Origin of the sequence: Pseudoalteromonas sp. PS1M3 (genome assembly GCF_016865405.1) — a bacterium.
Lineage (GTDB): Bacteria > Pseudomonadota > Gammaproteobacteria > Enterobacterales > Alteromonadaceae > Pseudoalteromonas > Pseudoalteromonas marina.
The window spans coordinates 1672889-1699785 of record NZ_AP022624.1 but is presented as its reverse complement, the minus strand read 5'-3'; the positions used below and the strand labels follow the sequence as shown (position 1 = coordinate 1699785).

General features: G+C 38.8%; 23 protein-coding genes and 1 pseudogene. 10 read left to right on the top strand and 14 right to left on the bottom strand.

What is annotated here, in order from left to right; translation table 11 throughout:
• Nucleotide 1: 1 nt before the first annotated feature.
• Nucleotides 2-1015 carry an efflux RND transporter periplasmic adaptor subunit gene (locus PS1M3_RS07810; RefSeq protein WP_203987118.1) on the bottom strand — a complete coding sequence of 338 codons (1014 nt, stop codon included), beginning with the start codon at nt 1013-1015 and terminating at the stop codon, nt 2-4.
• Nucleotides 1016-1186: 171 nt separating this feature from the next.
• Nucleotides 1187-2194, bottom strand: coding sequence for a rhodanese-related sulfurtransferase (locus tag PS1M3_RS07805; RefSeq protein WP_010557405.1), 1008 nt, complete (start codon nt 2192-2194; stop codon nt 1187-1189).
• A gap of 198 nt (nt 2195-2392) precedes the next feature.
• Between PS1M3_RS07805 and PS1M3_RS07800 the strand changes: the two genes are divergently transcribed.
• Both PS1M3_RS07800 and PS1M3_RS07795 read left to right on the top strand, forming a co-directional pair.
• Nucleotides 2393-3715 (top strand): DEAD/DEAH box helicase, encoded by a 1323-nt coding sequence (locus PS1M3_RS07800; protein WP_203987115.1) that lies wholly within the window; start codon nt 2393-2395, stop codon nt 3713-3715.
• A gap of 2 nt (nt 3716-3717) precedes the next feature.
• Nucleotides 3718-4554, top strand: coding sequence for a S1 RNA-binding domain-containing protein (locus PS1M3_RS07795; protein ID WP_058428938.1), 837 nt, complete (start codon nt 3718-3720; stop codon nt 4552-4554).
• Nucleotides 4555-4591: 37 nt separating this feature from the next.
• Here the strand turns inward: PS1M3_RS07795 and PS1M3_RS07790 are convergent, their stop codons facing one another.
• From PS1M3_RS07790 to gyrA, 10 genes are all read right to left on the bottom strand, one after another.
• Complete coding sequence (locus PS1M3_RS07790; RefSeq protein WP_006794169.1) at nt 4592-4966, bottom strand: hypothetical protein; 375 nt, start codon at nt 4964-4966, stop codon at nt 4592-4594.
• A gap of 92 nt (nt 4967-5058) precedes the next feature.
• On the bottom strand, nt 5059-5763 hold the full coding sequence (gene pyrF, locus PS1M3_RS07785) for an orotidine-5'-phosphate decarboxylase (protein ID WP_006794168.1): 705 nt from the start codon (nt 5761-5763) through the stop codon (nt 5059-5061).
• 163 nt (nt 5764-5926) lie between these two features.
• Nucleotides 5927-7063 carry a lipopolysaccharide assembly protein LapB gene (gene lapB / locus PS1M3_RS07780; RefSeq protein ID WP_006794167.1) on the bottom strand — a complete coding sequence of 379 codons (1137 nt, stop codon included), beginning with the start codon at nt 7061-7063 and terminating at the stop codon, nt 5927-5929.
• Between the two features lie 2 nt (nt 7064-7065).
• Nucleotides 7066-7347 carry a lipopolysaccharide assembly protein LapA domain-containing protein gene (locus PS1M3_RS07775; protein ID WP_008132961.1) on the bottom strand — a complete coding sequence of 94 codons (282 nt, stop codon included), beginning with the start codon at nt 7345-7347 and terminating at the stop codon, nt 7066-7068.
• Nucleotides 7348-7368: 21 nt separating this feature from the next.
• A complete protein-coding gene (gene ihfB, locus PS1M3_RS07770; RefSeq protein ID WP_006794165.1) occupies nt 7369-7656 on the bottom strand; it encodes an integration host factor subunit beta in 288 nt (95 codons plus the stop codon).
• Nucleotides 7657-7723: 67 nt separating this feature from the next.
• Nucleotides 7724-9391, bottom strand: a complete 1668-nt coding sequence (rpsA, locus tag PS1M3_RS07765) for a 30S ribosomal protein S1 (RefSeq protein ID WP_006794164.1) — start codon at nt 9389-9391, stop codon at nt 7724-7726.
• A gap of 95 nt (nt 9392-9486) precedes the next feature.
• A complete protein-coding gene (gene cmk, locus PS1M3_RS07760; RefSeq protein WP_203987113.1) occupies nt 9487-10197 on the bottom strand; it encodes a (d)CMP kinase in 711 nt (236 codons plus the stop codon).
• A gap of 106 nt (nt 10198-10303) precedes the next feature.
• Entirely contained in the window at nt 10304-11581 is a 1278-nt protein-coding gene (aroA, locus tag PS1M3_RS07755; protein ID WP_039036918.1) for a 3-phosphoshikimate 1-carboxyvinyltransferase, read from the bottom strand.
• Nucleotides 11581-12663 carry a 3-phosphoserine/phosphohydroxythreonine transaminase gene (gene serC, locus PS1M3_RS07750; RefSeq protein ID WP_039036917.1) on the bottom strand — a complete coding sequence of 361 codons (1083 nt, stop codon included), beginning with the start codon at nt 12661-12663 and terminating at the stop codon, nt 11581-11583. Before serC ends, aroA begins: the two co-directional genes overlap by 1 nt.
• 117 nt (nt 12664-12780) lie before the next feature.
• Complete coding sequence (gyrA, locus tag PS1M3_RS07745) at nt 12781-15480, bottom strand: DNA topoisomerase (ATP-hydrolyzing) subunit A (RefSeq protein WP_008132953.1); 2700 nt, start codon at nt 15478-15480, stop codon at nt 12781-12783.
• A 177-nt stretch (nt 15481-15657) separates the two neighbouring features.
• On the opposite strand from gyrA, the gene ubiG reads away from it, so the two are divergent.
• The 7 genes and pseudogenes from ubiG to PS1M3_RS07710 all read left to right on the top strand — a co-directional run bounded on the left by ubiG (nt 15658) and on the right by PS1M3_RS07710 (nt 24893).
• A complete protein-coding gene (gene ubiG / locus PS1M3_RS07740; RefSeq protein ID WP_010557415.1) occupies nt 15658-16368 on the top strand; it encodes a bifunctional 2-polyprenyl-6-hydroxyphenol methylase/3-demethylubiquinol 3-O-methyltransferase UbiG in 711 nt (236 codons plus the stop codon).
• Nucleotides 16368-17048, top strand: a complete 681-nt coding sequence (locus PS1M3_RS07735) for an HAD-IA family hydrolase (RefSeq protein WP_006794446.1) — start codon at nt 16368-16370, stop codon at nt 17046-17048. The genes ubiG and PS1M3_RS07735 overlap by 1 nt, the downstream gene beginning before the upstream one ends.
• A gap of 412 nt (nt 17049-17460) precedes the next feature.
• Nucleotides 17461-19743: a class 1a ribonucleoside-diphosphate reductase subunit alpha gene (nrdA, locus tag PS1M3_RS07730; protein ID WP_008132948.1), complete on the top strand. Its 2283-nt coding sequence runs from the start codon at nt 17461-17463 to the stop codon at nt 19741-19743.
• 65 nt (nt 19744-19808) lie between these two features.
• Nucleotides 19809-20540, top strand: a pseudogene (gene nrdB, locus PS1M3_RS07725) (class Ia ribonucleoside-diphosphate reductase subunit beta); the annotation flags it as partial.
• A gap of 150 nt (nt 20541-20690) precedes the next feature.
• Complete coding sequence (nrdB, locus tag PS1M3_RS07720; protein WP_203987109.1) at nt 20691-21821, top strand: class Ia ribonucleoside-diphosphate reductase subunit beta; 1131 nt, start codon at nt 20691-20693, stop codon at nt 21819-21821.
• Nucleotides 21821-22078 (top strand): class I ribonucleotide reductase maintenance protein YfaE, encoded by a 258-nt coding sequence (gene yfaE, locus PS1M3_RS07715; RefSeq protein WP_138740571.1) that lies wholly within the window; start codon nt 21821-21823, stop codon nt 22076-22078. The genes nrdB (PS1M3_RS07720) and yfaE overlap by 1 nt, the downstream gene beginning before the upstream one ends.
• Nucleotides 22079-22265: 187 nt before the next feature.
• Nucleotides 22266-24893 carry an AAA family ATPase gene (locus tag PS1M3_RS07710; protein WP_203987107.1) on the top strand — a complete coding sequence of 876 codons (2628 nt, stop codon included), beginning with the start codon at nt 22266-22268 and terminating at the stop codon, nt 24891-24893.
• Nucleotides 24894-24970: 77 nt separating this feature from the next.
• Here the strand turns inward: PS1M3_RS07710 and PS1M3_RS07705 are convergent, their stop codons facing one another.
• Nucleotides 24971-25114: a hypothetical protein gene (locus tag PS1M3_RS07705; RefSeq protein WP_171047583.1), complete on the bottom strand. Its 144-nt coding sequence runs from the start codon at nt 25112-25114 to the stop codon at nt 24971-24973.
• Nucleotides 25115-25183: 69 nt separating this feature from the next.
• On the bottom strand, nt 25184-25531 hold the full coding sequence (locus PS1M3_RS07700; RefSeq protein ID WP_138740569.1) for a hypothetical protein: 348 nt from the start codon (nt 25529-25531) through the stop codon (nt 25184-25186).
• A gap of 184 nt (nt 25532-25715) precedes the next feature.
• On the opposite strand from PS1M3_RS07700, the gene PS1M3_RS07695 reads away from it, so the two are divergent.
• Nucleotides 25716-26896 (top strand): IS3 family transposase gene (locus tag PS1M3_RS07695; RefSeq protein WP_203985558.1). Its coding sequence is split into 2 segments (ribosomal slippage): nt 25716-25974 and nt 25974-26896, totalling 1182 coding nucleotides; the frame shifts between segments, so codons are not numbered across the junction.
• Nucleotide 26897: the final 1 nt, after the last annotated feature.

Here is a 26897-nt window from a genome sequence, read left to right as displayed (position 1 = left end):
GTTATTCCTCTAAATTACTGGGATTAGCAAACGTTAATGTTTGGTTTTCGCGCAAGCGTTGGACGCCTTCAACAACCAATATATCGTTTTCATTTAAATTGCCTGAAACTAACAATCGCCCAGCTAAGCGTTGCTCTATTTTTACATCTATGCGCTTTGCTTTTTTATCTATACTTTTCCAAACATAAGGCCCTGTTGCTCCCCACATAAGTGCAGCCTCAGGCACAACAGCATATGATTCCCCTTGCATGGTAATATTAATTCGAAAACTCATACCAGGCATAAACTGATCATTTTCATTTTCCAGTTTGGCTTTGACACGTAAGGTACGGGTTTGTGGATTTATTCGAGAATCAAGATATGAAACTTGAGCATTAATAGCTTTTGCGCTTTGCCATGGTGTTACTTCCACAATACCTTTATTTTTTAGTATTGAGACAGCTGACTCGGGGGCGTTAAAATTAATGTACAAACTGCGAGTATCATCAATTGTTGCAATGGCAGTTTGCTCTGTAATGCGATCCCCTTTTTCTACATCAGTAAGTCCCATCACACCATCAAATGGCGCAAGCACAGTTCTGTCTTCCAGATCTGTTTTAGCATTAATAAGAGCAACCTCGGCGAGTGCATGCAAAGTTTTAGCATCATCTAAGTCACTTTTAGGAATTGCTCCCTTTTTGTGACTTTCGCTGAGTCTGTTAAGTGTTCGTTGGGTATCTGCTAAGGTTATTTCTGCTTGTTTAAGAGCTGCTTTTTGTCTGCGAGAGTCAAGCTCGACTAAAACATCTCCTTCCTTTACGAAGTTACCCGGTTTAAAGTGAACGGCTGTTACTCTATCACCCACTGCAGGAAATAATATAACGGAGTGGATTGCTTCTGCATTACCTACAGCTTTAACCTCTTCTTTTGTACGTTCCGTTGTAACTTTTTGTACCATTACATTTGCACTAGATGCTGCTGTGCTAAAAATGAATAATAACAAATAGATATTTAATAGAAGTATGCGCAATTTCAAAGAACCACCTTATAAACCATTTTGTTGACCACTATACGCAGTGTAGCAAAAGTGTGATCAAAATTAGCCTGTGTTAACGCTGAACACTCAACTATGTAAGATGAATAACAAATTTTAGCCAAAAAAAAGAGCCGTAAAGCTCTTTTTTATTAAGTACATTTTAAAGATGACTTACTTACCACGTTGAGCATCTTTTTGTGCTTTTTTAGCCTCTTTGCGTTGTTGAAGAACGGTCTGTGCTTCGTTACCTATATGCCCTTCACCACGAGCCTGTGCGAGCTCAATTTGTTTTTGGCGCTCTGCAAAACGGGCTCGCTGCTCATCAGTTACCTTATCAATACAATGATGACATGAAACACCCTCTAAATATTCAGGCTTTTGTTTTTCTTGTTCAGTTATAGGCATACGACACGCATGACATTGATCGTAAGAACCTTTCTGTAGGTCATGATCAACAGCAACGCGATTATCAAATACAAAACACTCGCCTTCCCACATGGTTTCTTCTTTTGGCACTTCTTCTAAGTATTTAAGAATACCACCTTCTAAGTGATAAACTTCATCAAAGCCCTGCTCTTTCATGTAAGCTGTTGATTTTTCACATCGAATACCACCTGTACAAAACATAGCAACTTTTTTATGTTTTTCAGGATCAAGATTTTCTTTTGCCCATTGAGGGAACTCACGAAACGTTGTTGTATTTGGATCAACGGCATTTTGAAATGTGCCAATTTCAATTTCGTAATCGTTACGCGTATCAATAAGTACAACCTCGGGGTCAGAAATTAATGCATTCCAGTCTTGAGGTTTAACATAGCTTCCCACTACTTTAAGAGGATCAATTCCCTCTACGCCCATTGTTACGATTTCTTTTTTTAGTTTTACTTTTGTGCGGTAAAACGGACATTCGTCATCATAGGATTCTTTAGTAACAATGTTTTTTAAATTTGGCTGTTCATCTAACCATGCAAGGAGGTTATCAATGCCCGCTCGTTTTGAAGAAACAGTACCATTAATTCCTTCTGCAGCTAGAAGTAATGTGCCTCGCACTTCGTTTTTTTCCATAACCTCCAGTAGAGGTTTACGTAATGCTTCAAATTCAGGTAGGCCTACAAATTTGTATAAAGCGCACACTACAAAGTGTTCGCTGGTAAGATCATCTTTATGAACAGCTGTCATTTTATTTCCTATTTTGCCTTATTAGCCAATATTGGCGTTTACCGAATCGTAAATCCGGCGCATATGGGGCGCGTATTTTACGCTTTTTTAGATTAATTGCAAAAAATAGCACCATACTTTGCTTTTTGCTGTCGGGATAAGCCATGTGTACGCTATAATGCAGCAATTAATTTAAGTTGCACATTGGAGAACATTACATTGCACTTTACTGATCTTGGGATTGATACTCGCCTTGAAACACAATTAGCACATCAAGGGATCACCCAGCCCACAGACATTCAAGCACATGCAGTGCCTACCGCACTTGCAGGGCATGACATTTTTGCTCAGTCAAAGACTGGGTCGGGCAAAACCTTGGCGTTTTTATTACCCGCAGTACAACGGGTTATGAAACAAAAAGCACTCAGTAAACGCGATCCACGTGTACTTATTGTTGCCCCTACACGCGAATTAGCTACGCAAGTATTTACACAGTTGCGTTTGTTAATAGCGGGCACGGCGATTAAAGCTGTAAAAGTATTAGGTGGTGAAAACTTTAATGACCAAATTAAAGCATTAAGGAACGACCCACAGTTTGTAGTGGCTACACCCGGTCGTTTGGCCGATCATATTAGCAAACGCTCGTTACAATTAAGTGGTTTAGAACTACTAATTTTTGATGAAGCAGACCGTATTTTAGATCTGGGCTTTACTGAGCAACTAAAGTTAATTAACGACGAAGCCAATCACCGTCTTCGCCAAACATTATTGTTTTCAGCAACCCTAGACCACGCTCAAGTAGATGCTCTTTCGCGTAATTTATTAAAAAAACCAAAACAGATCACGCTTAGTGCTGCAAATGAACAGCACAGCGATATAACACAAACACTCTACTTAGCCGACCACCTAGATCACAAAGAAGCGTTATTAGCACACTTTTTAAAGCAAGACGAAGTTGGCCAATGCATAATATTTACTGCCACCCGGGCAGATACAAGTCGTTTGAGCGAAGAACTAAACAACAAAGGATTTAAATCAGTCGCACTAGCGGGTGATTTAACACAAAGCAAACGCTTAGACATTATGGACTCGTTTAGCAGAGGAAACTTCAAGATATTAATTACCACTGATGTCGCATCCCGTGGTTTAGATTTGTTAAGCGTAACGCATGTAATTAACTTTGATTTGCCAAAACATGCTGAAGAATATGTTCACAGAATAGGTAGAACTGGACGTGCTGGTTTTAAAGGTACCGCTATTTCGTTAGTAGGCCCTAAAGATTGGGCTAGTTATTTAGCAATTAAATCTTTTTTAAACAATGAGCTTAAATTTGCAACTATTGACGGGCTTAAAGCTAAATTTAAAGGGATCAAAGAGAAAAAACCTGCTGCAACTGTTAAAGCTAAAAAAGTAACGCAGGTTAAAAAGCCACAAATTAAACGTAAAGCAAAACCTAAAAAACCAGCGGCACCCATTAAAGCCCCTATGAATATCGATGGCGATTCACCAATGCGCCGTAAAAAAAAGCCTGAGCAGGAATAATTATGAGTTACCTTGGAACAACACAAACCCTATTTGTAAAAGAAGTGAGTAATGAAGGCGCTTACTTGGACGGTCATGATTTAGGTGAAGTTTTTTTACCAAAAAACGAAATTAAAGATGAGCTTGAAGCTGGTGACAGCATTAGCGTATTTATATATTTAGATAATGCTAATTTACCAACGGCGACTGTTAAAAAGCCACATGCTCAGGTAGGTGAATACGCCCTTTTACGTGTTAAGGAAATAAATAGTATTGGTGCATTTTTAGACTGGGGATTAGAAAAAGATGTATTAGCCCCATTTAATGAACAAAAGCCACGTATGCAAGAGGGGCATTCTTATCTTGTTCGTTTGTATCTTGATAATGCGAGTCAACGCATTTGTGCTTCAACTAACTTTAATCGCTTTTTATCAAAGGATGAGCCTGAATACACACGCCTACAAGAGGTTGATTTGATTGTTGCTGGTAAAACAGATATTGGCTACAAGGTGCTTATAGAAGAGTCTCACTTTGGTGTTGTATTTTACAATATGGTATTCAAAAACTTATTTGTAGGGCAAAAGCTTAAAGGCTTTGTTCAAAAAGTACGAGAAGACGGAAAAATTGATGTTGTACTCGAAAAACCAGGCATGGGTAAAGTAAGCGAGCTTGGCGATAAAATAATGGAAAAGCTTAAAAACGAAGGCGGCATACTCGCCATTGGCGATAAATCTGATCCTGAACTTATTAAAAAAGTATTTTCAACAAGTAAAGCTAACTATAAAAAAGCAATTGGTGGATTATTTAAACAAGAGCTGATTGAGATAGAAGCGAAATCTATCCGCTTAAAATCTAAATAATTTTATAGCGCTCATGATACCTTTATATTGTGAGTGCTTACCCTAAAATATACTTATAAGGCAATGTACACTGTGTATACTCTCTTGAGTAATTAAGTACTTCCCTTTCTGATTCTAAGTTTTGCGGCGCTAATCTAAAAACCTTTATTTCACACTCCAATTTCTTTTCATCATGATGAGTTAAACAATCACTGACAGTGATATCTTGAGCATTTAATGCGTCAGAATTTCTGTAGCAAAGATGGTGAGCATAATCCTTCATTGTTTTTTTAAAATCAAACATGTCTACAGGATAAGCTGATATAACGTCTGTTACTGTTGTAACGCCATCATAAGCCTTACTAGAAAATACATGTTTGTTAACTGAAAAGCCTGCAATGATAATCAACACTGAACCAAATAATAGCTTCAAAATAAACCCCTTACATCATTTTGATATTATAAATGTAACACAAATTACACATAACGTAAGGGGTTTAGTACTTATTTGCTGTTTTTTGTAAATTATTTTATAGATTCATTAACATCTTGCAGTACTTTTACTGGATTTGCTGCTTTAGTAATCGGTCTGCCTACAACTAGATAATCACTGCCAGCTTCAATTGCTTGTTTTGGAGTCATTATTCTTTTTTGATCGCCTGCTTCACTGCCTTCAGGGCGAATACCTGGGGTAACTAATTTAAAATGCTCACCAAGTTCAGCCTTTAAAACATTCGCTTCTTGAGCAGAACAAACAACACCATCAAGGCCTGCTTCCTTAGCTAGTTTTGCAAGGTATATTACCTGCTCCTGTGGTGATTTGTTTATACCTAAGCGTTTTAATTCTGGTTCATCCATACTTGTTAACACAGTTACAGCAATAAGAATTGGTGCTCTATCTCCAAATTCTTCTAAAGCAAGTTTTGCTTTGTGCATCATTTCATAACCGCCTGACGCATGAACATTTACCATCCAAACGCCCATTTTTGCAGCAGCTGTAACTGCCTTTGCAACTGTATTAGGAATATCATGAAACTTTAAATCTAAAAATACATCAAAACCAAGTTCAATTAACTCTTTTACAAATTCAGGGCCAAAGTAAGTAAACATTTCTTTGCCTACTTTTAATCGACAAGTATCGGGCGAAAGCTGTTTTACAAATGCTAATGCTGTTTCTTGATCGTCGTAGTCTAAAGCGATAAGCACTTTTTTTGAATTTTCGAAAGACATAGTTATCCTAATCTATAGCAGTAAAGAGTTTTTATATATTCAACTTAGTTATCAAGGCGAACTTACACAAAGTGAGTAAGGAGGTTTAATTAGTATATAGATGCTAGTTAAACTTCTAGTCGAATTTGTAAGGGCATTACAATAATTAAGTATTTAGGGGTTATTAAAATCCGTCTAAACCTCTACTTGGGACAATGGTTTCCCAATGTTTACAAGAAGGGCAATTCCAATAAATTGTATAACTTGTGAAGCCACAATGCTGGCATTGAAAATCTGGCTTAGTAGCAATATATGACGTTACAAGGCTATCAATTTCATTAAGTACTTCTTTTGTATTTTTATTTTGGTCACCCATTAGCTGCAGTAAAAAACTAAACCCCCTGATCGTTGGTTGTCTTTTTAAACTGTCAGTTAAAAAATCGAAAGCTTGTTTTGTATGACCTTGCTCTAAAAGAGCTTGGCAATGTTTTATTTTTATAAGAACACCACCCTTATCTAGTAAATCGTTTACTAACTCATGAAATTGATGCGTTAAATTTAGTTGCTTATAGCTATGCGCCAGATCATCAATGAATAAGGGGGCAAACAAAGTAAACTGGCAAATAAGTTCACGCCAATAGTAGATCGCTTTAACATAATCTTCTTTAGAAAAAGCGATAACACCTAGCTCGTACAAAGGCCTAACGGCTTTGTAGTTTAGACTAATTGCTTTTCGCATAATTTGAGGAGTATTGTCACTAAGGGCAGACTCACAATAAAAATTCGCGATAGCCTTAAATTGTTGCTCTTTAGAGAATAATTCGCTGTGAGATTCAAACATATTAATGCCTTTATCCCACTCACGAGTTTGCGAATATAAGGTAATAATAGGATCGAGAGCTTCTACATGGCCGGCCTTGACCAACCAAACCAAATGCTCTTCTGCACCATCTAGCAATCCAGCCATTATATAATCTTCGGCTAATTCTAAGCGACTAGTAGCGGCCTGCTGCTCACTCAAACTTGGGTGTTTTAAAAGAAGTTCATGAATTTTGATTGCACGGTCTAATTCGCCTCGGCGACGAAACATAGTGGCAAGTGTAGAGTAATGTTCGACTGAATCGGCTGCAACTTCTAGTAAATTTATTAAGTGTTCTAAACCTTGATCTTCTTCACGGTCTAATAGAAACTTAAGCCCTTTACTGTATTCAGAAGTTATTTGACGATTAAGTTGGTGAGCATGATTTTTAGCACTGTTTTTACCCATAATCCAGCCATAACCGGCTGCAACAGGTAGTAGTAAAAACAAAAGCTCAATCATAATTAGGTGTCTTTATTAACGTCAAGCTTGTTTTTATTTTTCTCAGGCGCTAACTGTTTTTTCAAACGGTAATTTTGCCACTTTAATTGAGAGAATAGCTTAAAGCTTATAAAACAACCTATTAGAACACCTAACAAAAAGCAGATACTTATTATTACAGCTAAAGGCAGAGTATTACTGGCTATAATATAATTTACTTGTACTAACTGCGGGTTTTGTGACCCTAATACAAATGCGCTAATTAGGCACAGCGCTACCAGAATAAATTTCAATACCTTGAACAAGTAACTACTCCGTTATATTAACTAGGCAATGCTCGCATTGACGCGGTCGCGTAATTCTTTACCTGGTTTAAAATGAGGTACGTGCTTTCCATCTAACTCTACTGTATCGCCAGTTTTAGGATTACGACCTGTGCGAGGAGCGCGGAAATGCAAAGAGAAACTACCAAATCCTCTGATCTCTATTCGATCTGAAGAAGATAATGAACCGGCCATTTGTTCTAGAATTTCTTTTACAGCATTTTCAACATCTTTCACTGGAACGTGTGCGTGTTGTTCCGCAAGTGTTTCTATCAATTCTGACTTAGTCATAGCGTTTCCTTAATAAAAAGATATAGGAAGGGCAAAAGTGCCCTCCCAACTAAAAACTAATTATTTATTAGTCTTTTTGTGCATTTGCGAAAGCAGCTGCCATTGCGTTTTCAAACACTGGCTCTTCTTTCTTAAGCTTCTCTAGTACTTCTTTCTCTTCTGCTTCGAAAAGAGCTTTTACAGATAAGCTTAAAGTGCGGTTCTTACGATCAACACCAACGTATTTAACTTCAACTTCGTCGCCTACAGAAACAACAGTAGTTGCATCTTCAACGCGCTCTTGAGCGATATCAGCTACACGGATGTAACCTTCAACGCCTTCGATAAGTTCAACAGTTGCGCCTTTCGCATCAACTTCAGTCACTTTACCTTTAACAATAGCACCTTTTTTGTTTGCATCAAGGTAGTTATTGAACGGGTCAGCTTCGATTTGCTTAACACCTAGAGAGATACGTTCACGCTCTGGGTCAACTTGCAATACGATAGCAGTGATTTCGTCGCCTTTCTTGAATTCACGTACAGCTTCTTCGCCAGGTGTGTTCCAAGAAATATCTGAAAGGTGTACAAGACCGTCAATACCACCGTCAAGACCGATAAAGATACCGAAGTCAGTGATTGATTTGATCTTACCAGTAACTTGGTCGCCTTTGTTTTGTAGACGAGCAAATTCCTGCCAAGGATTAGCAATACATTGCTTAAGACCTAGAGAAATACGACGACGTTCTTCGTCGATTTCAAGAACCATAACTTCAACTGTGTCACCTAGTGAAACAACTTTTGAAGGGTGGATGTTCTTGTTAGTCCAATCCATTTCAGAAACGTGTACTAGACCTTCAACGCCTTCTTCAATTTCTACGAAGCAACCGTAATCAGTAAGGTTAGTTACACGACCAGAAAGTTTAGAACCTTCTGGGTAACGACCAGCGATAGCTGCCCATGGATCTTCACCAAGCTGTTTAAGGCCTAGAGATACACGAGTTTTATCTTTGTCGAATTTAAGAACTTTAACTGCGATTTCGTCACCAACATTAACGATTTCTGAAGGGTGCTTAACACGCTTCCACGCCATATCAGTAATGTGTAGTAGACCATCAACACCACCAAGGTCAACGAACGCACCGTAGTCAGTAAGGTTCTTAACGATACCTTTAACTTCTTGACCTTCAACAAGGTTAGCAAGAAGCTCTTCACGTTCTTGTGAGTTTTCTGATTCGATAACTGCACGACGTGAAACAACAACGTTGTTACGTTTTTGATCAAGCTTGATTACTTTAAATTCAAGCTCTTTGCCTTCAAGGTGAGTTGTGTCGCGTACTGGACGAACATCAACAAGTGAACCAGGTAGGAAAGCACGGATTGAATCAACTTCAACAGTGAAACCGCCTTTAACTTTACCGTTGATAACACCAGTAACAGTCTCTTGCTCTTCACAAGCTTTCTCAAGACGGATCCACGCTTCGTGACGCTTCGCTTTCTCACGAGAAAGGATAGTTTCACCGAAACCGTCTTCGATTGCATCTAGTGCAACATCTACTTCGTCGCCAACAGCAACTTCTAGTTCACCAGCAGCATTTTTGAACTGCTCTGCAGGGATAGCACTTTCTGATTTAAGACCAGCATCTACAAGTACAATGTTGTTCTCTATTGAGATTACTGTACCTTTAACAATAGAGCCTTGCTCTGCTTCAAAACCCTTTAAGCTTTCTTCAAATAACTGCGCAAAATTTTCTGACATACGAATATACGTCTCATATATTAATACCAATAAGCAACCATGCTGCATGGGGTTGTTAAAATAGCACTGGCATCCTGCTGGTGCATAAAATGTGTTTAACTTCGTTTAGGAAGTTTACCTTCAGAGATAGCTGCATCTAATAAAGTAATAACTTTATCAAACACTTGCTGTGCATTTAGCTCGCTAGTATCGAGTTCAATTGCATCTTCTGCAGGCACAAGCGGTGCGACGGCGCGATTCATATCACGGTCATCACGAGCTTGAATGTCCTCTAATAGACCACTTAGTGTAACATCAAGCCCACGCTCATTCAACTCAACAAAGCGTCTACGAGCACGCTCTTGTGCGCTCGCTGTCAAATAGATTTTTAATGGCGCATCTGGGAATACAACAGTACCCATATCACGGCCGTCTGCTATCAAACCATTTTCGGTTCTAAAAGCGCGTTGACGCCTTAATAGCGCTTCACGAACACGAGGAAGAGCTGCTACTTTTGATGCAGCTGCACCCACTTCTTCATTACGAATAGTCGTGGTTACATCCTCTCCCTCTAGAATAACTTTTCCAGCATTAGTTTGGCTATCTACCAAAAACTGCACGTCTAAATTTGCAGCCAGTGGTAAAAGTGCCTCTTCGTTATCTAATGCGATTTGGTGATGAAGTGCTGCAAGGGATAAAACGCGGTAAATTGCACCACTATCCAATACATCCCAACCCAACTTATCGGCTAACAAACGACAAACAGTTCCCTTACCAGAACCACTTGGGCCATCAACGGTGATCACGGGCATTAATAACGCCTGCATTTAAACCTCCTGCAATGCACACCTAAATAAACCGCGACATTATACGTCAGTTATTAAAATATATCTGCTATTAGTGTGTAACTTTTTATAAATAGTTATAAAAAGCCTATTCACTCACTGATGCTAATACATTGAAAAACGTAGGAAATGTTTTATAGGTACACTTAGGGTCATTGATTGTTATAGGCTTTCCGCCCACTGCAACCATGGCAAAACACATAGCAATCCGGTGATCATCGTAAGTATCAATAGCGACATCGTTAAATGTTAATGGCGGAGTTATTTCAATAAAATCCTCCCCCTCAACAACTTTTGCACCTACTTTACGAAGTTCTGTACTCATAGCGTAAAGACGGTCTGTTTCTTTTACACGCCAATTATAAATATTACGAATAGCTGTGGGACCTTTAGCAAATAAAGCAACGGTAGCCAACGTCATTGCAGCATCGGGAATGGCATTGGCGTCTATGTCGACCCCTTTTAACTCGCCTTTCCTCACAACTAAACGTTCATCGTACCAATCGATTTGTGCACCGACTTGTTCCATCACCTTCGCAAAGCCAATATCACCCTGAACCGATTTAGCACCCACACCTTTAATTTCAATCTCGCCACCAGCAATGGCTGCGGCTGCAACAAAATAAGAAGCCGATGATGCGTCACCTTCAACCATTATGCGTTCAGGTGATTGATACTGTTGGCCACCTTTTACTTTAAATAGTGAATAGTCTGAATGTTCAACGGTAATACCAAAACGCGCCATAACCCCTAAAGTAATATCAATATAAGGCTTAGACACCAATGTGCCTTTAATTGTAATTTGCGTATCACCACTGAATAATGGAGCTGCCATTAATAAAGCGGTTAAAAATTGACTTGAAATACTGCCATCAATTTCAACTTCGCCACCATTAATTTGCCCACCAACAATTTTAAGCGGTGGGTAGTCTTTGTGCTTTGTATAGGTAATATCACCACCAAGGGCTTGAAGCGCATCAACTAAGTGCCCTATTGGGCGCTCTTCCATACGTGGCTCACCGACTAACTCATACTCACCTTTAACAGCTGCTAAAACAGCTGTTAACGGACGATATGCTGTACCAGCATTACCTAAAAATAAAGGTTTATTAGGTTTTTTGAACTCACCACCAACACCATGAACAGTTGCAACTGTTCGGTCTTCATTAAGTGTTACTGTTACACCTAAAAGCTCTAGTGCTCCCAACATATGACGAATATCATCACTATCGAGTAAGTTCTCTACAACGGTTGTTCCGCTAGCCAGAGCAGCCAGCAGTAAAATACGATTAGATAAACTTTTTGACCCTGGTAATGTCACAGAGCCGTTAACACGCGATATCGGTTCTAAACGAAGTTGCTCCATTAGCTATTCTCCTTTGCAAAAGCTGCCATGAAATCAACAAGCGCTTGTACGCCTTCAAGTGGCATTGCGTTATAAATACTTGCGCGCATACCGCCTACTATTCTGTGCCCTTCAAGCGCTAATAAACCAGCTTCTTTAGATTGTGATACAAACTTTTCATTTAAGCTTTCGTCATTAAGCCAAAATGGGACGTTCATACGTGAGCGGCAATGCTTGGCTACTTTATTTGAATAAAAAGGAGACTCATCAATAAAATTATAAAGAAGTTCAGCCTTAGCGATGTTCTGAGCTTCCATCGCTTTTACACCACCTTGGGCTTCTAACCATTCAAACACTTCTGCAGCTAAGTACCATGCAAATGTGGGTGGTGTATTAAACATACTGCCCTGCTTCGCTTCGAGTGCATAATCTAAAATACCAGGCTTAGCTAAACCTTCACGATCAAGTAATGTTTTGCGCACAATAACGATAGCGATACCTGATGGACCGATATTTTTTTGCGCACCAGCGTAAATTAAATCAAATTTATCTACATCAATTTCGCGCGATAAAATCGTTGACGACATATCAGCAACAATTGGTGCCGTTGGATGACTTGGCACCTCAAAAATTTCTAAGCCATCTACGGTTTCGTTTGGGCAATAATGAATATATGAGGCATCTGCAGGTAAAACCCAATCAGCTACATTTTTAATTGAGAATTTTCCATCTGCATCGTTACGTACATTAACACTGGTTGTTGAAGTAAACTTGTTAGCTTCGTCTGTCGCGCTTTTAGACCACACACCATTTTCGCAGTAGATAGCTTTTTTATCTGCTTGATGAAGATTGAGGGGCACTGCACTAAACTGACCGCGACCACCACCATGCATAAATAAAACTTCAAATTCATCACTAATATTCATTAAGCGTCTTAAGCTTGCTTCACATTTTGCAGTTAATGCCAAAAATTCTTTACTACGGTGGCTAATTTCCATTACAGAAACGCCCATGTCTTGCCAATCTAAGAATTCTTTTTGTGCTTTTTGCATTACCGCTTGCGGAAGCATAGCCGGCCCTGCACAAAAATTATATTTACTCATTACCTTTGCCTCATTCCAGTAATTTATACACTCAACATGAAAATATTAAATCCACGCTGTATTAATTTTTTTCAACAACATTAAAAAAAGCGGCCAAGGCCGCTTTTTCAATCTCAATTATTCTGAAGGAGGATTATCATCCACGACTTCATCTATAACTGTATCTACTGTTTCAACGTCTTCAGTATTAATTAAGTCACTTTCTGTAACTTCAATTTCTTCTATACGTTGTAAACCAACTACTTGCTCTTCGTCAATAGTTCTGATCAAAATAACACCTTGTGTGTTACGACCAACCGTTGAAACTTCGTTCACACGAGTACGCACTAACGTTCCGCGATTTGAAATAAGCATTATTTCGTCGTTGTCATCAACTTGAACAGCACCTACTACAGCACCATTACGCTCACTCACCTTAATTGATACAACACCTTGTGTTGCACGACTCTTAGATGGGTAATCTTCAAGTTGAGTTCGTTTACCATAACCATTTTCAGTTACAGTCAATATTGCGCCATCAGTTTTTGGCACGATGAGCGATACAACACGTTGCTCGTCGGTCATTTTAATACCGCGTACACCCGTTGCCGTTCTGCCCATTGGACGAACACCCTTGAAACGAATTTCTGGGTTACCTTCTTCGTCTAATACTGGGTTTCCATTTTCATCAACAACAGCAGATTCTTCAGCTTCTTTAAAGCGAACAACCTTACCCGCATCGGTAAACAACATTATTTCGTTGGTACCATCAGTAATATCAACACCAATTAAGCTATCACCCTCATTTAGGTTAACGGCAATAATACCGCTAGCACGTTGACGGCTGTAGGCTGTTAAAGGTGTTTTCTTCACTGTACCAAATGCTGTTGCCATAAAGATGTATTTATCTTCTTCGTACTCACGTACTGGCAAAATAGCGGTAATACGTTCGTCAGCTTCTAAAGGTAATAAGTTTACAATTGGCTTACCGCGTGCTGCACGACTTGCTAGTGGTAATTGATATACTTTTAACCAATATAAACGCCCTGCTGTAGAGAAACATAAAATAGTATCATGCGTGTTTGCAACTAATAAACGCTCAATAAAATCTTCGTCTTTCATTTTTGTTGCAGATTTACCTTTACCACCACGACGCTGCGCTTCGTAATCAGACAACGCCTGATACTTAACATAGCCTTCGTGAGAAAGCGTAACAACTACGTTTTCTTCAGTTATTAGATCTTCAAGGCTGATATCATGCGCGGCTGCGTTGATTTCAGTGCGGCGCTCATCACCATATTGCGCCTTAATTTCAACTAACTCGTCACGAATTACTTCCATTAAGCGCTCTGGGCTTGCCAGTATGTGTAACAGTTCAGCAATTAAATCAAGCAGTGTTTGGTATTCACTTAAGATTTTTTCGTGCTCAAGGCCTGTTAGCTTGTGTAATCGTAAGTCAAGAATCGCTTGAGCTTGTTGCTCAGAAATAAAGTATTGGCCGTCGCGTATACCTAAATCATCAGCTAACCAATCTGGGCGAGCAACGTTAGCCTCACCTGCTTTTTCAAGCATTGCTTTAACATTACCTAATTCCCACGAACGTGCAGTTAACGCTATTTTTGCTTCTGCAGGTGTTGGAGATTTACGAATAAGTTCAATAATTGGGTCAATGTTGGCAAGTGCAATTGCTAGACCTTCTAGCATGTGTGCACGGTCGCGCGCTTTACGTAAATCAAATACTGTACGACGAGTTACTACTTCACGACGGTGAATAATAAACTCTTCAAGCATTTCTTTTAAATTAAAACACTTAGGCTGATTATTGATGAGTGCAACCATGTTCATACCAAACACTGTTTGTAACTGTGTTTGTGCATATAGGTTGTTTAGAATCACTTCACCTACGTCACCACGCTTTATCTCAATAACGATACGCATACCGTCTTTATCTGATTCATCACGTAGTGCACTAATGCCTTCAATTTTTTTATCTTTAACAAGCTCCGCTATTTTTTCAATTAAGCGCGCTTTGTTAACTTGATAAGGGATTTCATGAACAATAATTGTTTCACGACCCGTTTTTTCGTCTGTTTCGATGTCAGCGCGTGCACGCATGTACACCTTGCCACGACCCGTTTGGTACGCTTGTTCAATCCCTTTTTTACCGTTAATGATTGCGGCTGTAGGGAAATCTGGACCAGGAATGTAATCCATTAACTCAGTTATGGTTAAATCTGGATTAACAATTAATGCTAAACAACCATTGATAACTTCAGTTAAGTTATGTGGTGGGATGTTTGTCGCCATACCTACGGCAATACCAGAAGAACCATTTACAAGTAAATTAGGTACCTTGGTTGGTAAAACATCAGGAATTTGCTCTGTGCCATCGTAGTTAGGAACGAAATCAACCGTTTCTTTCTCAAGATCCGCTAATAACTCATGAGACATTTTAGCCATACGTACTTCGGTGTAACGCATAGCAGCAGCTGAATCACCATCAACAGAACCAAAGTTACCCTGGCCGTCTACAAGCATATAACGAAGTGAGAATGGCTGTGCCATACGAACTATCGTGTCATAAACTGCGCTATCGCCGTGTGGGTGGTATTTACCGATTACATCACCGACAACACGTGCCGACTTTTTGTAAGGCTTGTTCCAATCATTACTAAGCTCGTTCATTGCAAACAAAACGCGGCGGTGAACTGGCTTTAAGCCATCACGTACGTCTGGTAATGCACGTCCTACAATTACACTCATTGCGTAATCTAAGTAGGAGTTTTTTAACTCGTCTTCAATATTGACTGGCAGAATTTCATTGGCGAGATCAGTCATTTGATATCACATTCCTTCAGTAGCAGCTCTTAATAACCCAGTATTAGGTTTTAAAGAGTATTGTTATTATTACTAACAGACATGCTATCACAATTAATTTTAATTTACAGGCGCAAAACTTTGCGATTTATCAATTTAGGCCTATATAATGGCCTCAGATTGACGAGGAAGTATTTTATGACCGAACATCAAAATGTAGATCACGCAGAAATAGCAAAGTTTGAAGCCATCGCAGAGCGTTGGTGGGATTTAGAGGGTGAGTTTAAACCTCTTCACGAAATTAATCCGTTACGCCTAGATTTTATTGCAAATAAAACGCAAGGTTTATTTGATAAAGAAACGCTCGATGTTGGCTGTGGTGGGGGTATTTTAAGCCAAAGCATGGCACGTATGGGGGCAAAGGTAACAGGTATTGATATGGGACAAGAGCCCTTGACTGTCGCTAAATTACACAGCCTAGAAACGGGTGTTAATGTAGATTACATAAAAATACCCGCAGAACAGTTTGCTGAAGAACACCCTGAACGATTTGACGTTGTTACCTGTATGGAAATGCTCGAACACGTTCCAGACCCTGCTTCAATTATTCACGCCGTTGCCAAACTTGCAAAACCTGGCGCTGATGTTTTTTTCTCTACCCTCAATAAAACACCGAAAGCCTACTTGTACGCAATTGTAGGTGCTGAAAAACTATTAAAAATGGTTCCAGAGGGAACTCACGATCACAAAAAGTTTATTAAACCGGCGCAGCTAATTGCGTGGGCCGAGCAAGCGGGCTTAAAAGTACGTGCAAGCTCAGGACTTTCGTATAACCCCTTCTCTAAACAATACACACTTAATAATGATGTTAGTGTTAATTATATCCTTCATTTTGAGAAGTTGGTGTAATGAAGAGCGCAGGTTCATCATTAGAACTTTATCAATATGATGCGTTTTTGTTTGATTTAGACGGCACCTTACTCGACACAGCTGACGATTTAGGCGCTGCACTTAATAGTGTACTACGAGCAAATCAAATTGCCGAAGTAACAAGCGAAATATATCGCCCAGCGGCTTCTAATGGTGCGGCAGCTTTATTGGAAGCGGGTTTTAAAGAGTTGTGGCCCTCTCTTGCACAAGCACAGTTGATAAAACAATTGGTCGATAGCTATGCCCAAAACATTGCGAAATACACCCAATGCTTTGCCGGTATTGAACCACTACTGATCTCACTTGATCACAAAAAGATCAAATGGGGGATCATGACAAACAAGCCTGGCTTTTTAACTGAGCCGCTTGTCGCTGCGATCCCCGCTTTAAAAAATGCGGCAGTTGTTATTAGCGGTGATACACTTGAAGAAGCCAAACCCTCTCCTCTACCTTTACTTCATTGCGCAAAACTAATGGACGTAATACCAGCTCGCTGTTTATACATAGGTGATGCCGAGCGAGACATTCAAGCGGGTAAAGCAGCAGGTATGCCTACAGCTACTGCTCTGTGGGGGTACATTCCAAGCGATGCAGAAGCACTTACTTGGAAAGCTGATTTTAACTGGCGTAGTCCTATTGACGCATTTAACCATATATAGTGCCCATTTTAGATATAAACACTATATATTGTGATTGTGTTAGTTTTTACGCAAAGCTTGATGATAAAAAAAGCAGCCGACATTTATTTTCAAAATGTGTAAATTTAGTCGATCCTGAGTTGATTTTTAAAAATTTCAACTTCAATGAATGATCAAAGGTTAATGCCTACTAACACAAATACGTTATCCCAACGTTATCCACAAATAGGGGCAATCATGCCCCTTGCAAATCAACTCAGACCACACTATCTTGTGATCTCTAAATTGAACAACACCAGATATTGTGGCCAAATGTTATTCAATTAAATTTACCTCATTGGGTAAAACTTATAAAAAATGAGCACTACTTCTCTTTTTGAGACGTACAACATTGGTCAAAAATACATTATCCCCAAGGAATACAGGCAAAGCTATGAACCAACAGTTATCTGTAAGCAAACGTGACGGGCGCAAAGAGCCTCTTGATCTTGATAAGATCCATCGCGTTATAGAATGGGCCGCCGAAGGTTTAAATAACGTTTCGGTTTCACAGGTTGAATTAAAGTCACATATTCAATTTTATGATGGTATTCGTACAAAAGATATTCACGAAACGATTATCAAAGCGGCTGCCGATCAGATTTCTAAAGAATCACCTGATTACCAGTATCTTGCTGCGCGTTTAGCTGTATTCCACTTACGTAAAAAAGCATACGGTCAATTCGAGCCTCCACGTTTATTTGATCACGTAACAAAAATGGTGAGTGATAAACGTTACGATGCTCACTTACTTGCTGATTATACAGAGCAAGAATTTGACGAATTAGACGAATACCTTGACCACTCACGCGATCTTAATTTTAGTTACGCTGCAGTTAAGCAATTAGAAGGTAAATACCTAGTTCAAAACCGTGTAACGGGTGAAATTTATGAAAGCGCACAGTTTTTATATATTTTAGTGGCTGCAAGCTTATTTGCAGATTACCCACGAGAAACACGAGTTTCATACATAAAACGTTTTTACGACGCGGTATCGTTATTTAAAATTTCATTGCCTACGCCAATCATGGCTGGTGTACGTACGCCTACTCGTCAATTTAGCTCTTGCGTACTTATTGAATGTGGCGACAGCCTTGATTCAATCAATGCAACGTCGTCAGCTATTGTAAAATACGTTTCTCAGCGTGCTGGTATCGGTATTAATGCTGGTCGTATCCGTGCATTAGGAAGCCATATCCGTAATGGCGAAGCATACCACACAGGTTGTATCCCTTTTTACAAGCACTTTCAAACAGCTGTTAAGAGTTGTTCGCAAGGTGGTGTTCGCGGCGGCGCAGCAACCCTATTCTACCCGCTATGGCATTTAGAAGTAGAGAACCTTTTAGTTCTTAAAAATAACCGTGGTGTTGATGACAACCGTGTTCGTCATTTAGATTACGGCGTACAATTTAATAAGCTAATGTATTCTCGTTTGATTAAAGACGATTACATCACGTTATTTAGCCCATCAGACGTGCCAGGTCTTTACGATGCGTTTTTTGAAGATCAAGACGAATTTGATGCGTTATATGTTAAATACGAACAAGACGAGTCAATTCGTAAAAAGCGTATTAAAGCCATTGAATTGTTCTCTGTGTTTGCACAAGAGCGTGCAAGTACTGGCCGCATATACTTACAGAATGTAGATCACTGTAATACACATAGCCCGTTTATAGCGAAAGTTGCGCCAATTCGTCAGTCTAACTTGTGTTTAGAAATTGCATTACCGACTAAACCACTTAACAACGTTAACGACGAAGAAGGCGAAATTGCATTATGTACACTGTCTGCTTTCAACTTAGGTGCGCTTGAGTCTCTAGATGAACTAGAAGAGCTTGCGGAGCTAGCTGTACGTGCACTCGATAATTTACTCGACTTCCAAGACTACCCAGTACCAGCTGCCAAAAACGCAACGATGGGACGTCGTACGTTAGGAATAGGCGTAATCAACTATGCCTACTACTTAGCTAAAAATGGTAAGCGTTATTCAGACGGCAGTGCAAATGCACTAACACATAAAACATTCGAAGCTATTCAATACTACTTGATGAAAGCGTCAAACGAACTTGCAAAAGAACGTGGTGCATGTCCTAAGTTTAACGAAACAACGTATTCTCAAGGTATTATGCCTACAGATACGTATAAAACAGACTTAGATAAAATTTGTGATGAGCCACTGCATCTTGATTGGGATGCACTGCGTAAAAGCATACAAGAACACGGTATGCGTAACTCAACACTAAGCGCATTAATGCCATCAGAAACGTCATCGCAAATCTCGAACGCAACAAATGGTATCGAGCCGCCACGCGGTCACATTAGTGTTAAAGCAAGTAAAGATGGTATTTTAAAACAAGTTGTACCTGAGTACGAACGTTTGAAAGACAACTATGAGTTACTTTGGGACATTCCTTCTAATGATGGTTACTTACAGCTTGTCGGTATCATGCAAAAATTTGTTGACCAAACTATTTCTGCAAACACAAATTATGATCCAAATAAATTTGAAGGCGGTAAAGTACCTATGAAAGTCTTATTAAAAGACTTACTTAGCGCCTACAAATTGGGGGTCAAAACTCTGTATTACCATAATACCCGTGATGGCGCATCTGATGCACAAGACGACACTCCAGAAGTGGAAGATGACGATTGTGCAGGCGGCGCGTGTAAAATATAGTCGTTAATTTTATCTTAAGCGGGCATGCAGCCCGCTTTGTTCTGATAGTTTTTTGAGTGATAAACATGTCTTATACTACTTTTAGTCGTAATCATAATAACCAAATGCAAGAGCCAATGTTTTTTGGCCAGACCGTTAACGTATCGCGTTACGATCAACAAAAATATCCTATTTTTGAAAAGTTAATTGAAAAGCAACTGTCTTTCTTTTGGCGACCAGAAGAAGTAGATGTGAGTAAAGACCGTTTAGATTTTCAGGCGCTACCAGAGCATGAAAAGCACATATTTTTAAGTAACTTAAAATATCAAACACTGCTTGATAGTGTACAAGGCCGCTCTCCTAACGTTGCGCTACTACCTATCGTGTCTATCCCAGAACTTGAAACCTGGATAGAAACGTGGGCATTTAGTGAAACAATTCACAGCCGTTCATACACCCACATTATTCGTAACGTAACACAATCACCAGAGCTTATTTTTGATGACATAGTTAGCAACGATAAAATTAGCGAGCGCGCTGATGCAGTTACAACTTATTACGATGATTTAATTAACTCTGTTTCACTTTACAACCTTTACGGTGAAGGCAAGCATGAAATCAACGGTAAAACAGTTGTTGTAAACTTATTCGAGCTGAAAAAGAAACTTTACCTCGCTATGATGTCGGTAAATATTCTTGAAGCAATTCGTTTTTATGTCAGCTTTGCTTGTTCATTTGCATTTGCTGAACGTGAACTTATGGAAGGTAACGCTAAGATAATCGAGCTCAAATCCCGTCAGCCATACACACACAATAGCAAAATTTTAAAAACTAATCAAGCTAAATCAAACACAAACAACGTGTTCAACTTGTGTGGAACCACACATAAAATCACAAAAAATGCCACACAACTTAAAATAGCAGCATAAAAAAATAAATATGTGGCTTTATCCCGGAATAAATAAAAAATGAAATATACTACTTTTAATCAAAAAAATAATGACGCTTTAAAAGAACCGATGTTCTTTGGCAACCCTGTGAATGTATCACGTTATGATGTTCAAAAACACGTGGCATTCGAAAACTTAATTGAGAAACAACTGTCTTTCTTCTGGCGACCAGAAGAAGTTGATGTATCAAAAGATCGCGGGGATTGGCAAAGTCTATCTGATGCCGAAAAGCACATTTTCATCTCTAACCTTAAATATCAAATCTTACTTGATAGTATGGCCGCACGTTCAGTTAATGCGGTGTTACTCCCATTGGCTTCCTTACCTGAAGTTGAAACATGGATAGAAACATGGGCATTTAGTGAGACGATTCATTCTCGTTCATATACACATATTTTAAGAAATTTATTCACCAACCCTGGTGAAGTATTTGATGAAATAATCATTAACCCTGCAATATTGAAACGTGCTGAAAGTATTTCGCTTTACTTTGATGATTTAATTTTATATTCACAGTTATATAACTTACATGGCGAAGGTAAACATACATCTGAAGGTGTTGAATATGATGTTACTTTACACAAATTAAAGGAAAAGTTATACCTTGCGGTGTGCTCTGTTAATGCTTTAGAAGCTATTCGTTTTTACGTTAGTTTCGCCTGTTCGTTTGCGTTTTCAGAGAGATCTTTACTTGAGGGGAACAGCAAACTAATTCGCCTTATTGCAAGGGACGAAGCCCTTCATTTAACGGGTACACAGCATATGTTAAACATATGGAAAAATGGTGGTGATGATCCTGAAATGAAACAAATTTGCATTGAATTGGAAGAGCAAGGTAAACAAATTTTCTTGGACGTAGTTGAACAAGAAAAAGAATGGGCCGATTACTTATTTAAAGATGGTTCAATGATTGGTTTGAATGCCGCGATTATCAAAGAATATATCGAGTATATTAGTCATCAAAGAATGATGGCTATTGGCTTAGACAGTCCATTCGATATTAAAAGCAACCCTCTTCCTTGGATGAATTCATATTTAACGTCTGATAACGTACAAGTTGCCCCACAAGAAGCAGAAATATCAAGCTATTTGGTTGGTCAGATTGACTCTAACGTTGAAGCAGGTGAGTTTGACGATTACGAATTATAATGTCATGGAAAATAACGGTCGAGGAACGAGTTATTTCGTTTCTCGAACCTGATAAAAACATCTTAGACTCATTAGAAAGAGAGAATATTGAAACCCATTACCACTGTAGAGATGGGTTCTGTGGCGCATGTAGGTGTAAGTTAATTAAAGGAGAAGTTCATTATGAAATGTCTCCTTTAGCCTATGTAGGGGATGGTGAAATACTAACTTGCTGTTCAATTCCTGCAACCGATATAGAAATAGATCCACACGGATAGATACTGTTTTTGACTAATTATTCCAATAAAAAATAATTATTTCCCTCCTCATACTGAGGACCAATTGCTACTTTCCTGTGGTTCAATGCCACTGATAGCAATAGTTTAAATAAATTTAATTACCTTAAATATGATATCCCAACAAGCCAAATAGTCGAGTTAAAATGAATTAATAAGGGTGTGAGTTATGATCAGAGCCGAATATCTACGATTTATGCAAACACTTGGCAATGAAGCCAGTTCAGTTAATGTAAGAAAAATTGCCAATATAGTCCTTGAGAATATAGATACGCTAATCCCCCTGACTACTCGGCAAGGCCAACGTATTCAGTCTATAGTGCCGTTAGCACAAGCTAATTGGTCAACTATAAATACAAAAGCACCTGCACCTACAGAAAATGATATAGAAAAGTCATTTTCATTTAATAAAATAACTAAATTAATAACAGGCCCTTTTCGTGGCTTCGCTAAGAAAGAAGAATTTGACCTTAATAGTTTACTTGTACTTATCTATGGTCCCAACGGCACTGGTAAATCAAGCTTTTGTGAAGCATTAGAACACGCTCTACTTGGCAATGTTGCTGATGCAGAAAGCAAACGCTTTAGAAATCAAGATGATTATCTTAAAAATGCCCACACTAATAGCTATGTAAAGCCGACTATTCTAGGTACAAACAATCATGGTGAAGAAGTACCTATTCAGCCAAACGATGCGCTTTATCGATTTTGCTTCGTTGAAAAAAATCGTATCGATAGCTTTTCCCGCATCGCAGCCCATGCTCCAGCAAAACAAACAGAGCTGATTTCAACATTATTTGGCTTAGAATCATTTAATGAATTTGTAAGAAATTTTTCACCTGAAATTGATGATAAATATATAGATTTATTAGGTGTCAAAGCTAACCAACTCAGGTTAAAACAACAAAGTTTAGCGGGAAGTCAATTACTACTCAAAGAAAACAAATCAGCATTACAGCTACTTGTTGCAGAAGAAATAGAGTTCTCAAAGAATTACAATCCTGGTTTAAAATTGAGACAAGTGATTGCCGATATTAATGGTGATGCTGATAATTTGGGTAAGATCAAACAAATTGAAACAGAGCTTCTACAGCCTGTTGCTACTAAAAGTGGTTTATCAATTGTTAAACTAAATGAACTACTTCAGACCATTACGACTAGCCAAGCAGAATTAACTGTTAAACAACAAGAGTTGGTTAATGCTAGCCAACAAATATCATTTCAACAGTTATACGAAGCTGTTGTTCAGCTTCAGTTAGCTGACCCAGACCACTGCCCTGCTTGCAAGACACCTATTGAGCAAGTCACTATAAATCCTTATACAAATGCAAGTGATGAATTAAATAAACTTCAACACCTAAGTGCATTGCAACAGCGAATCCAACAGCTTAATAATATTTTTAACCAAACAATCATCAACATATCACAAATAGTTAATTCTGCTTGTGCTCGTTTCTCCCAAAACCCACTTCATGGCTTCGTTGTTGCAACACCTACGCAAGCAAACATTGCCTGGTGGAATAGCTTACATGAAAAGATGGCTGATGGATTTACACCATGGCAACATATAGATTCGCAAGTGAAACAACTAGAACAAAGCGATTTATCAATTGATCAGCTTTCTCAACAAAGAGTCGTAAAGCAGCAAGAGCTTGTTAGATTAAGAGGGTTAGCAGATCAAATTATAAGGCTACAAACTCAGCGTCAGACAATCGTGCAAGCAATCAAATCTGCGGAAAATGACATTGCAACCTTCGCTATAAAAAATGAGAAGCTTATTGCTGAGGTTAAATTAGAAAAAGCAACGCTGGTAGAAAATATGACTATTAGCTCTGCTTATTCAACTTTTGTTTCAAGACTGAATGCATATAGAAAAGGACTACCTCAAAAGTTAGTTTCAGATCTAGGTGAGTTAGTGGTTTCACTATATAACTCATTTAACCGTAATGATTCACCTCACGAGTTGCTAGCCTCAGTTCAATTACCACTTAGCCAAAATCAACGCCTTAAAGTTTCATTCACCAATGAACCAACCAAATATTTTGATGCATTGCATATATTGAGCGAAGGCCATATTCGATGTATTGGCCTTGCGATATTACTCGCAAAAAATATTAAAGAACGCTGCCCTTTACTGATTTTTGATGATCCTGTTAATGCTATTGATGATGAACATAGGGAGTCTATTCGAAGGACGTTATTTGAGGACGATTTTTTCAAAGGCTCGCAAATAATACTTGCTTGTCACGGTGAGGAATTTTTCAAAGATATTCAAAACCTCTTAACCGTAAAACAAGCAAAAGAGTCTAATACGTTTTCTTTTTTACCAAAAATTGAAGAACAACATATTAGAGTTGATTTTAACTGCTCACCTAGAAATTATATAATTACGGCTCGTAATCACCTTGAACTAATGGAAATTAGGGATGCGCTAGCTAAATCTAGACAAGCTTTAGAATCACTTACTAAAGGCAAATTATGGCAATACGTCCATAAGCATGGTGATGGTAATTTAAGTATCAAATTACGTACAGCAAAGGCTCCAATTGAACTTCGTAACCTTTCTGATCAACTCAAGTCCAAGATTTCTCAAGGTGGTTTTTCAGATGAAAATAAAGATTCCGTTCTCACTCCCCTTAATCACCTTCTATTAGCAGGTAGAAACGGTGAATCACGTGAATGGCACTACTTAAATAAAGGCACGCATGAAGAAGTAGACCGTGCAGAGTTTGATAGGAATACTGTACATCAAATTGTTTCCGCATTGGAAGAGCTAGATATTGCTATGGAAACGTAGTGGCTTAATCTCAATTAACAATTGATCTGAGTAAGTGAATAAAGGGATGGGAGGCCGTTACTTCATTAGAAGTGATGTTATGCTACAAGCTCTTCTTTTTTTCTTTCACCAATTAACTCAGGCTTATCTGTTCTGTAACGCCCAGACATCAGCTTTTTAGCATTTTTAAGTAATAATGCTTTTGTTTGTTTTGGCGTTAATCTTTTGATTTCTTTTTTCATTTTAACATACCTCTCCAATGAGGATTCTTAAGTTCATATTAGTATATTTCAGGTCGATTTTCAATCAAATTAGGACCCAATAGCCTCATTTAACCTTGTTTGCATATCATTTAGCCGCTCAATTGAAGCAAACATCTCATCATCACTTATATATTCAAAACCAAAGGATTTATAATAATCCTCTAAATCTGGAGAAGGCTCACATAGTAAGATCCCTTGGGAATTTTCAAAATATGATAAGAAGTAAGAAACGGCAACAATCATCAATGCTGTAAGCCGCCCCCTTAAAGGGTGCTCTTGCTCTTGGATTACTAAAGATTCCAATAAATATATATTTAAGACACCATTTTTAACGTTGTAAATTCCCAAAACCGCACCATCAGGAATATTTTCACCACTATCAACCCTTAGTGCCAAATGAAAACTATCTTCATGATCATAATGACTTAAGTAAGCACGCCAATTTAGCTTAGTCTCGCTGGAAAATACTAATTGCTTTAACGCTTCTTCAGATATATCTGAATTGTAGTGGCATAGTTAATTTGGCCACCCATTAAGAAAGAAATGTTATGCTAATAAGCATACAAATTTGGGTGAAAAAATGACGAAATTAAAACGCGCAACGTATTCTGCGGCAATCAAGTTAGAAACAGCTCAGCTTGTAGTTGACCAAAGTTATACTCAAGAAGAAGCAGCCAAAGCGATGGGGGTGGGTAAATCAACCGTCAGTAAGTGGGTTACTCAATTAAAGCAAGAGCGGAATGGCCAGACACCATCTGCTTCACCAATGACGCCCGAACAAATTGAAATCCGCGAACTTAAAAAGCAAATCCAACGCATTGAATTAGAAAAGGATATATTAAAAAAGGCTACCGCTCTCTTGATGTCCGACTCCCTGAACAATTCTCGTTAATCGAGAAGTTAAATCAACGAGAGCGTTATCCAATTAGTGTGCTATGTAGTGTATTCAATGTGCATCGCAGCAGCTATAAGTACTGGGTCATACGGGATACAACGCCGACGCCAGAGCAAGTAAGGCTAGAGGCTGAAGTTAAAGCAATACATGCAATGAGCGGTGGCTCAGCTGGGGCACGGACAATCGCAGCAATTGCAACGAATAACGGTTTTGAATTAAGCCGTTATCGCGCCGCTAAGCTCATGATTAAACTAAAACTAGAGAGCTGCCAAGTACCACAACATCAATATAAAAGGGGTAGTAATGAGCATCTTGAAATCCCAAATTTGCTAGATAGGCAGTTTGATGTTGTTGAGCCAGATACCGTGTGGTGCGGTGATGTGACGTATATTTGGGTAGGTAATCGCTGGGCTTATTTAGCCGTTGTTATTGATTTATTTGCACGTAAAGTCGTTGGTTGGGCCATGTCGTTGTCGCCAGATACTAATTTAACGCTAAAAGCACTTGAACTCGCGTATGAAAGTAGAGGAAAACCGACAGGACTGATGTTTCATTCAGACCAAGGTAGTCATTATACAAGTTTAAAATATCGTCAACGTTTATGGCGCTATAAAATTACACAAAGTATGAGCAGGCGCGGAAATTGTTGGGATAATGCGCCAATGGAGCGATTTTTTAGAAGCTTTAAAACGGAGTGGATGCCAAAGGTTGGATACGAAAACTTTAAAGATGCTAAATATAGTGTGAGTGATTATATCAACGGATATTACAATAATGTTAGACCACATCATTATAATGCTGGTTTAGCGCCGAATGAATCTGAGGTTAGATATCAAGATTCTAAAACTGTGGCCAAAATTAGTTGAC

What these genes read in the sequence shown, in the direction of transcription:
- PS1M3_RS07805 (WP_010557405.1), bottom strand. Translation starts at nt 2,194, where the DNA reads ATGACAGCTGTTCATAAAGATGATCTTACCAGCGAACACTTTGTAGTG.
- PS1M3_RS07795 (WP_058428938.1), top strand. Translation starts at nt 3,718, where the DNA reads ATGAGTTACCTTGGAACAACACAAACCCTATTTGTAAAAGAAGTGAGT.
- pyrF (WP_006794168.1), bottom strand. Translation starts at nt 5,763, where the DNA reads ATGTCTTTCGAAAATTCAAAAAAAGTGCTTATCGCTTTAGACTACGAC.
- lapB (WP_006794167.1), bottom strand. Translation starts at nt 7,063, where the DNA reads ATGATTGAGCTTTTGTTTTTACTACTACCTGTTGCAGCCGGTTATGGC.
- ihfB (WP_006794165.1), bottom strand. Translation starts at nt 7,656, where the DNA reads ATGACTAAGTCAGAATTGATAGAAACACTTGCGGAACAACACGCACAC.
- rpsA (WP_006794164.1), bottom strand. Translation starts at nt 9,391, where the DNA reads ATGTCAGAAAATTTTGCGCAGTTATTTGAAGAAAGCTTAAAGGGTTTT.
- cmk (WP_203987113.1), bottom strand. Translation starts at nt 10,197, where the DNA reads ATGCAGGCGTTATTAATGCCCGTGATCACCGTTGATGGCCCAAGTGGT.
- aroA (WP_039036918.1), bottom strand. Translation starts at nt 11,581, where the DNA reads ATGGAGCAACTTCGTTTAGAACCGATATCGCGTGTTAACGGCTCTGTG.
- serC (WP_039036917.1), bottom strand. Translation starts at nt 12,663, where the DNA reads ATGAGTAAATATAATTTTTGTGCAGGGCCGGCTATGCTTCCGCAAGCG.
- gyrA (WP_008132953.1), bottom strand. Translation starts at nt 15,480, where the DNA reads ATGACTGATCTCGCCAATGAAATTCTGCCAGTCAATATTGAAGACGAG.
- ubiG (WP_010557415.1), top strand. Translation starts at nt 15,658, where the DNA reads ATGACCGAACATCAAAATGTAGATCACGCAGAAATAGCAAAGTTTGAA.
- PS1M3_RS07735 (WP_006794446.1), top strand. Translation starts at nt 16,368, where the DNA reads ATGAAGAGCGCAGGTTCATCATTAGAACTTTATCAATATGATGCGTTT.
- nrdA (WP_008132948.1), top strand. Translation starts at nt 17,461, where the DNA reads ATGAACCAACAGTTATCTGTAAGCAAACGTGACGGGCGCAAAGAGCCT.
- nrdB (WP_203987109.1), top strand. Translation starts at nt 20,691, where the DNA reads ATGAAATATACTACTTTTAATCAAAAAAATAATGACGCTTTAAAAGAA.
- yfaE (WP_138740571.1), top strand. Translation starts at nt 21,821, where the DNA reads ATGTCATGGAAAATAACGGTCGAGGAACGAGTTATTTCGTTTCTCGAA.
- PS1M3_RS07710 (WP_203987107.1), top strand. Translation starts at nt 22,266, where the DNA reads ATGATCAGAGCCGAATATCTACGATTTATGCAAACACTTGGCAATGAA.
- PS1M3_RS07705 (WP_171047583.1), bottom strand. Translation starts at nt 25,114, where the DNA reads ATGAAAAAAGAAATCAAAAGATTAACGCCAAAACAAACAAAAGCATTA.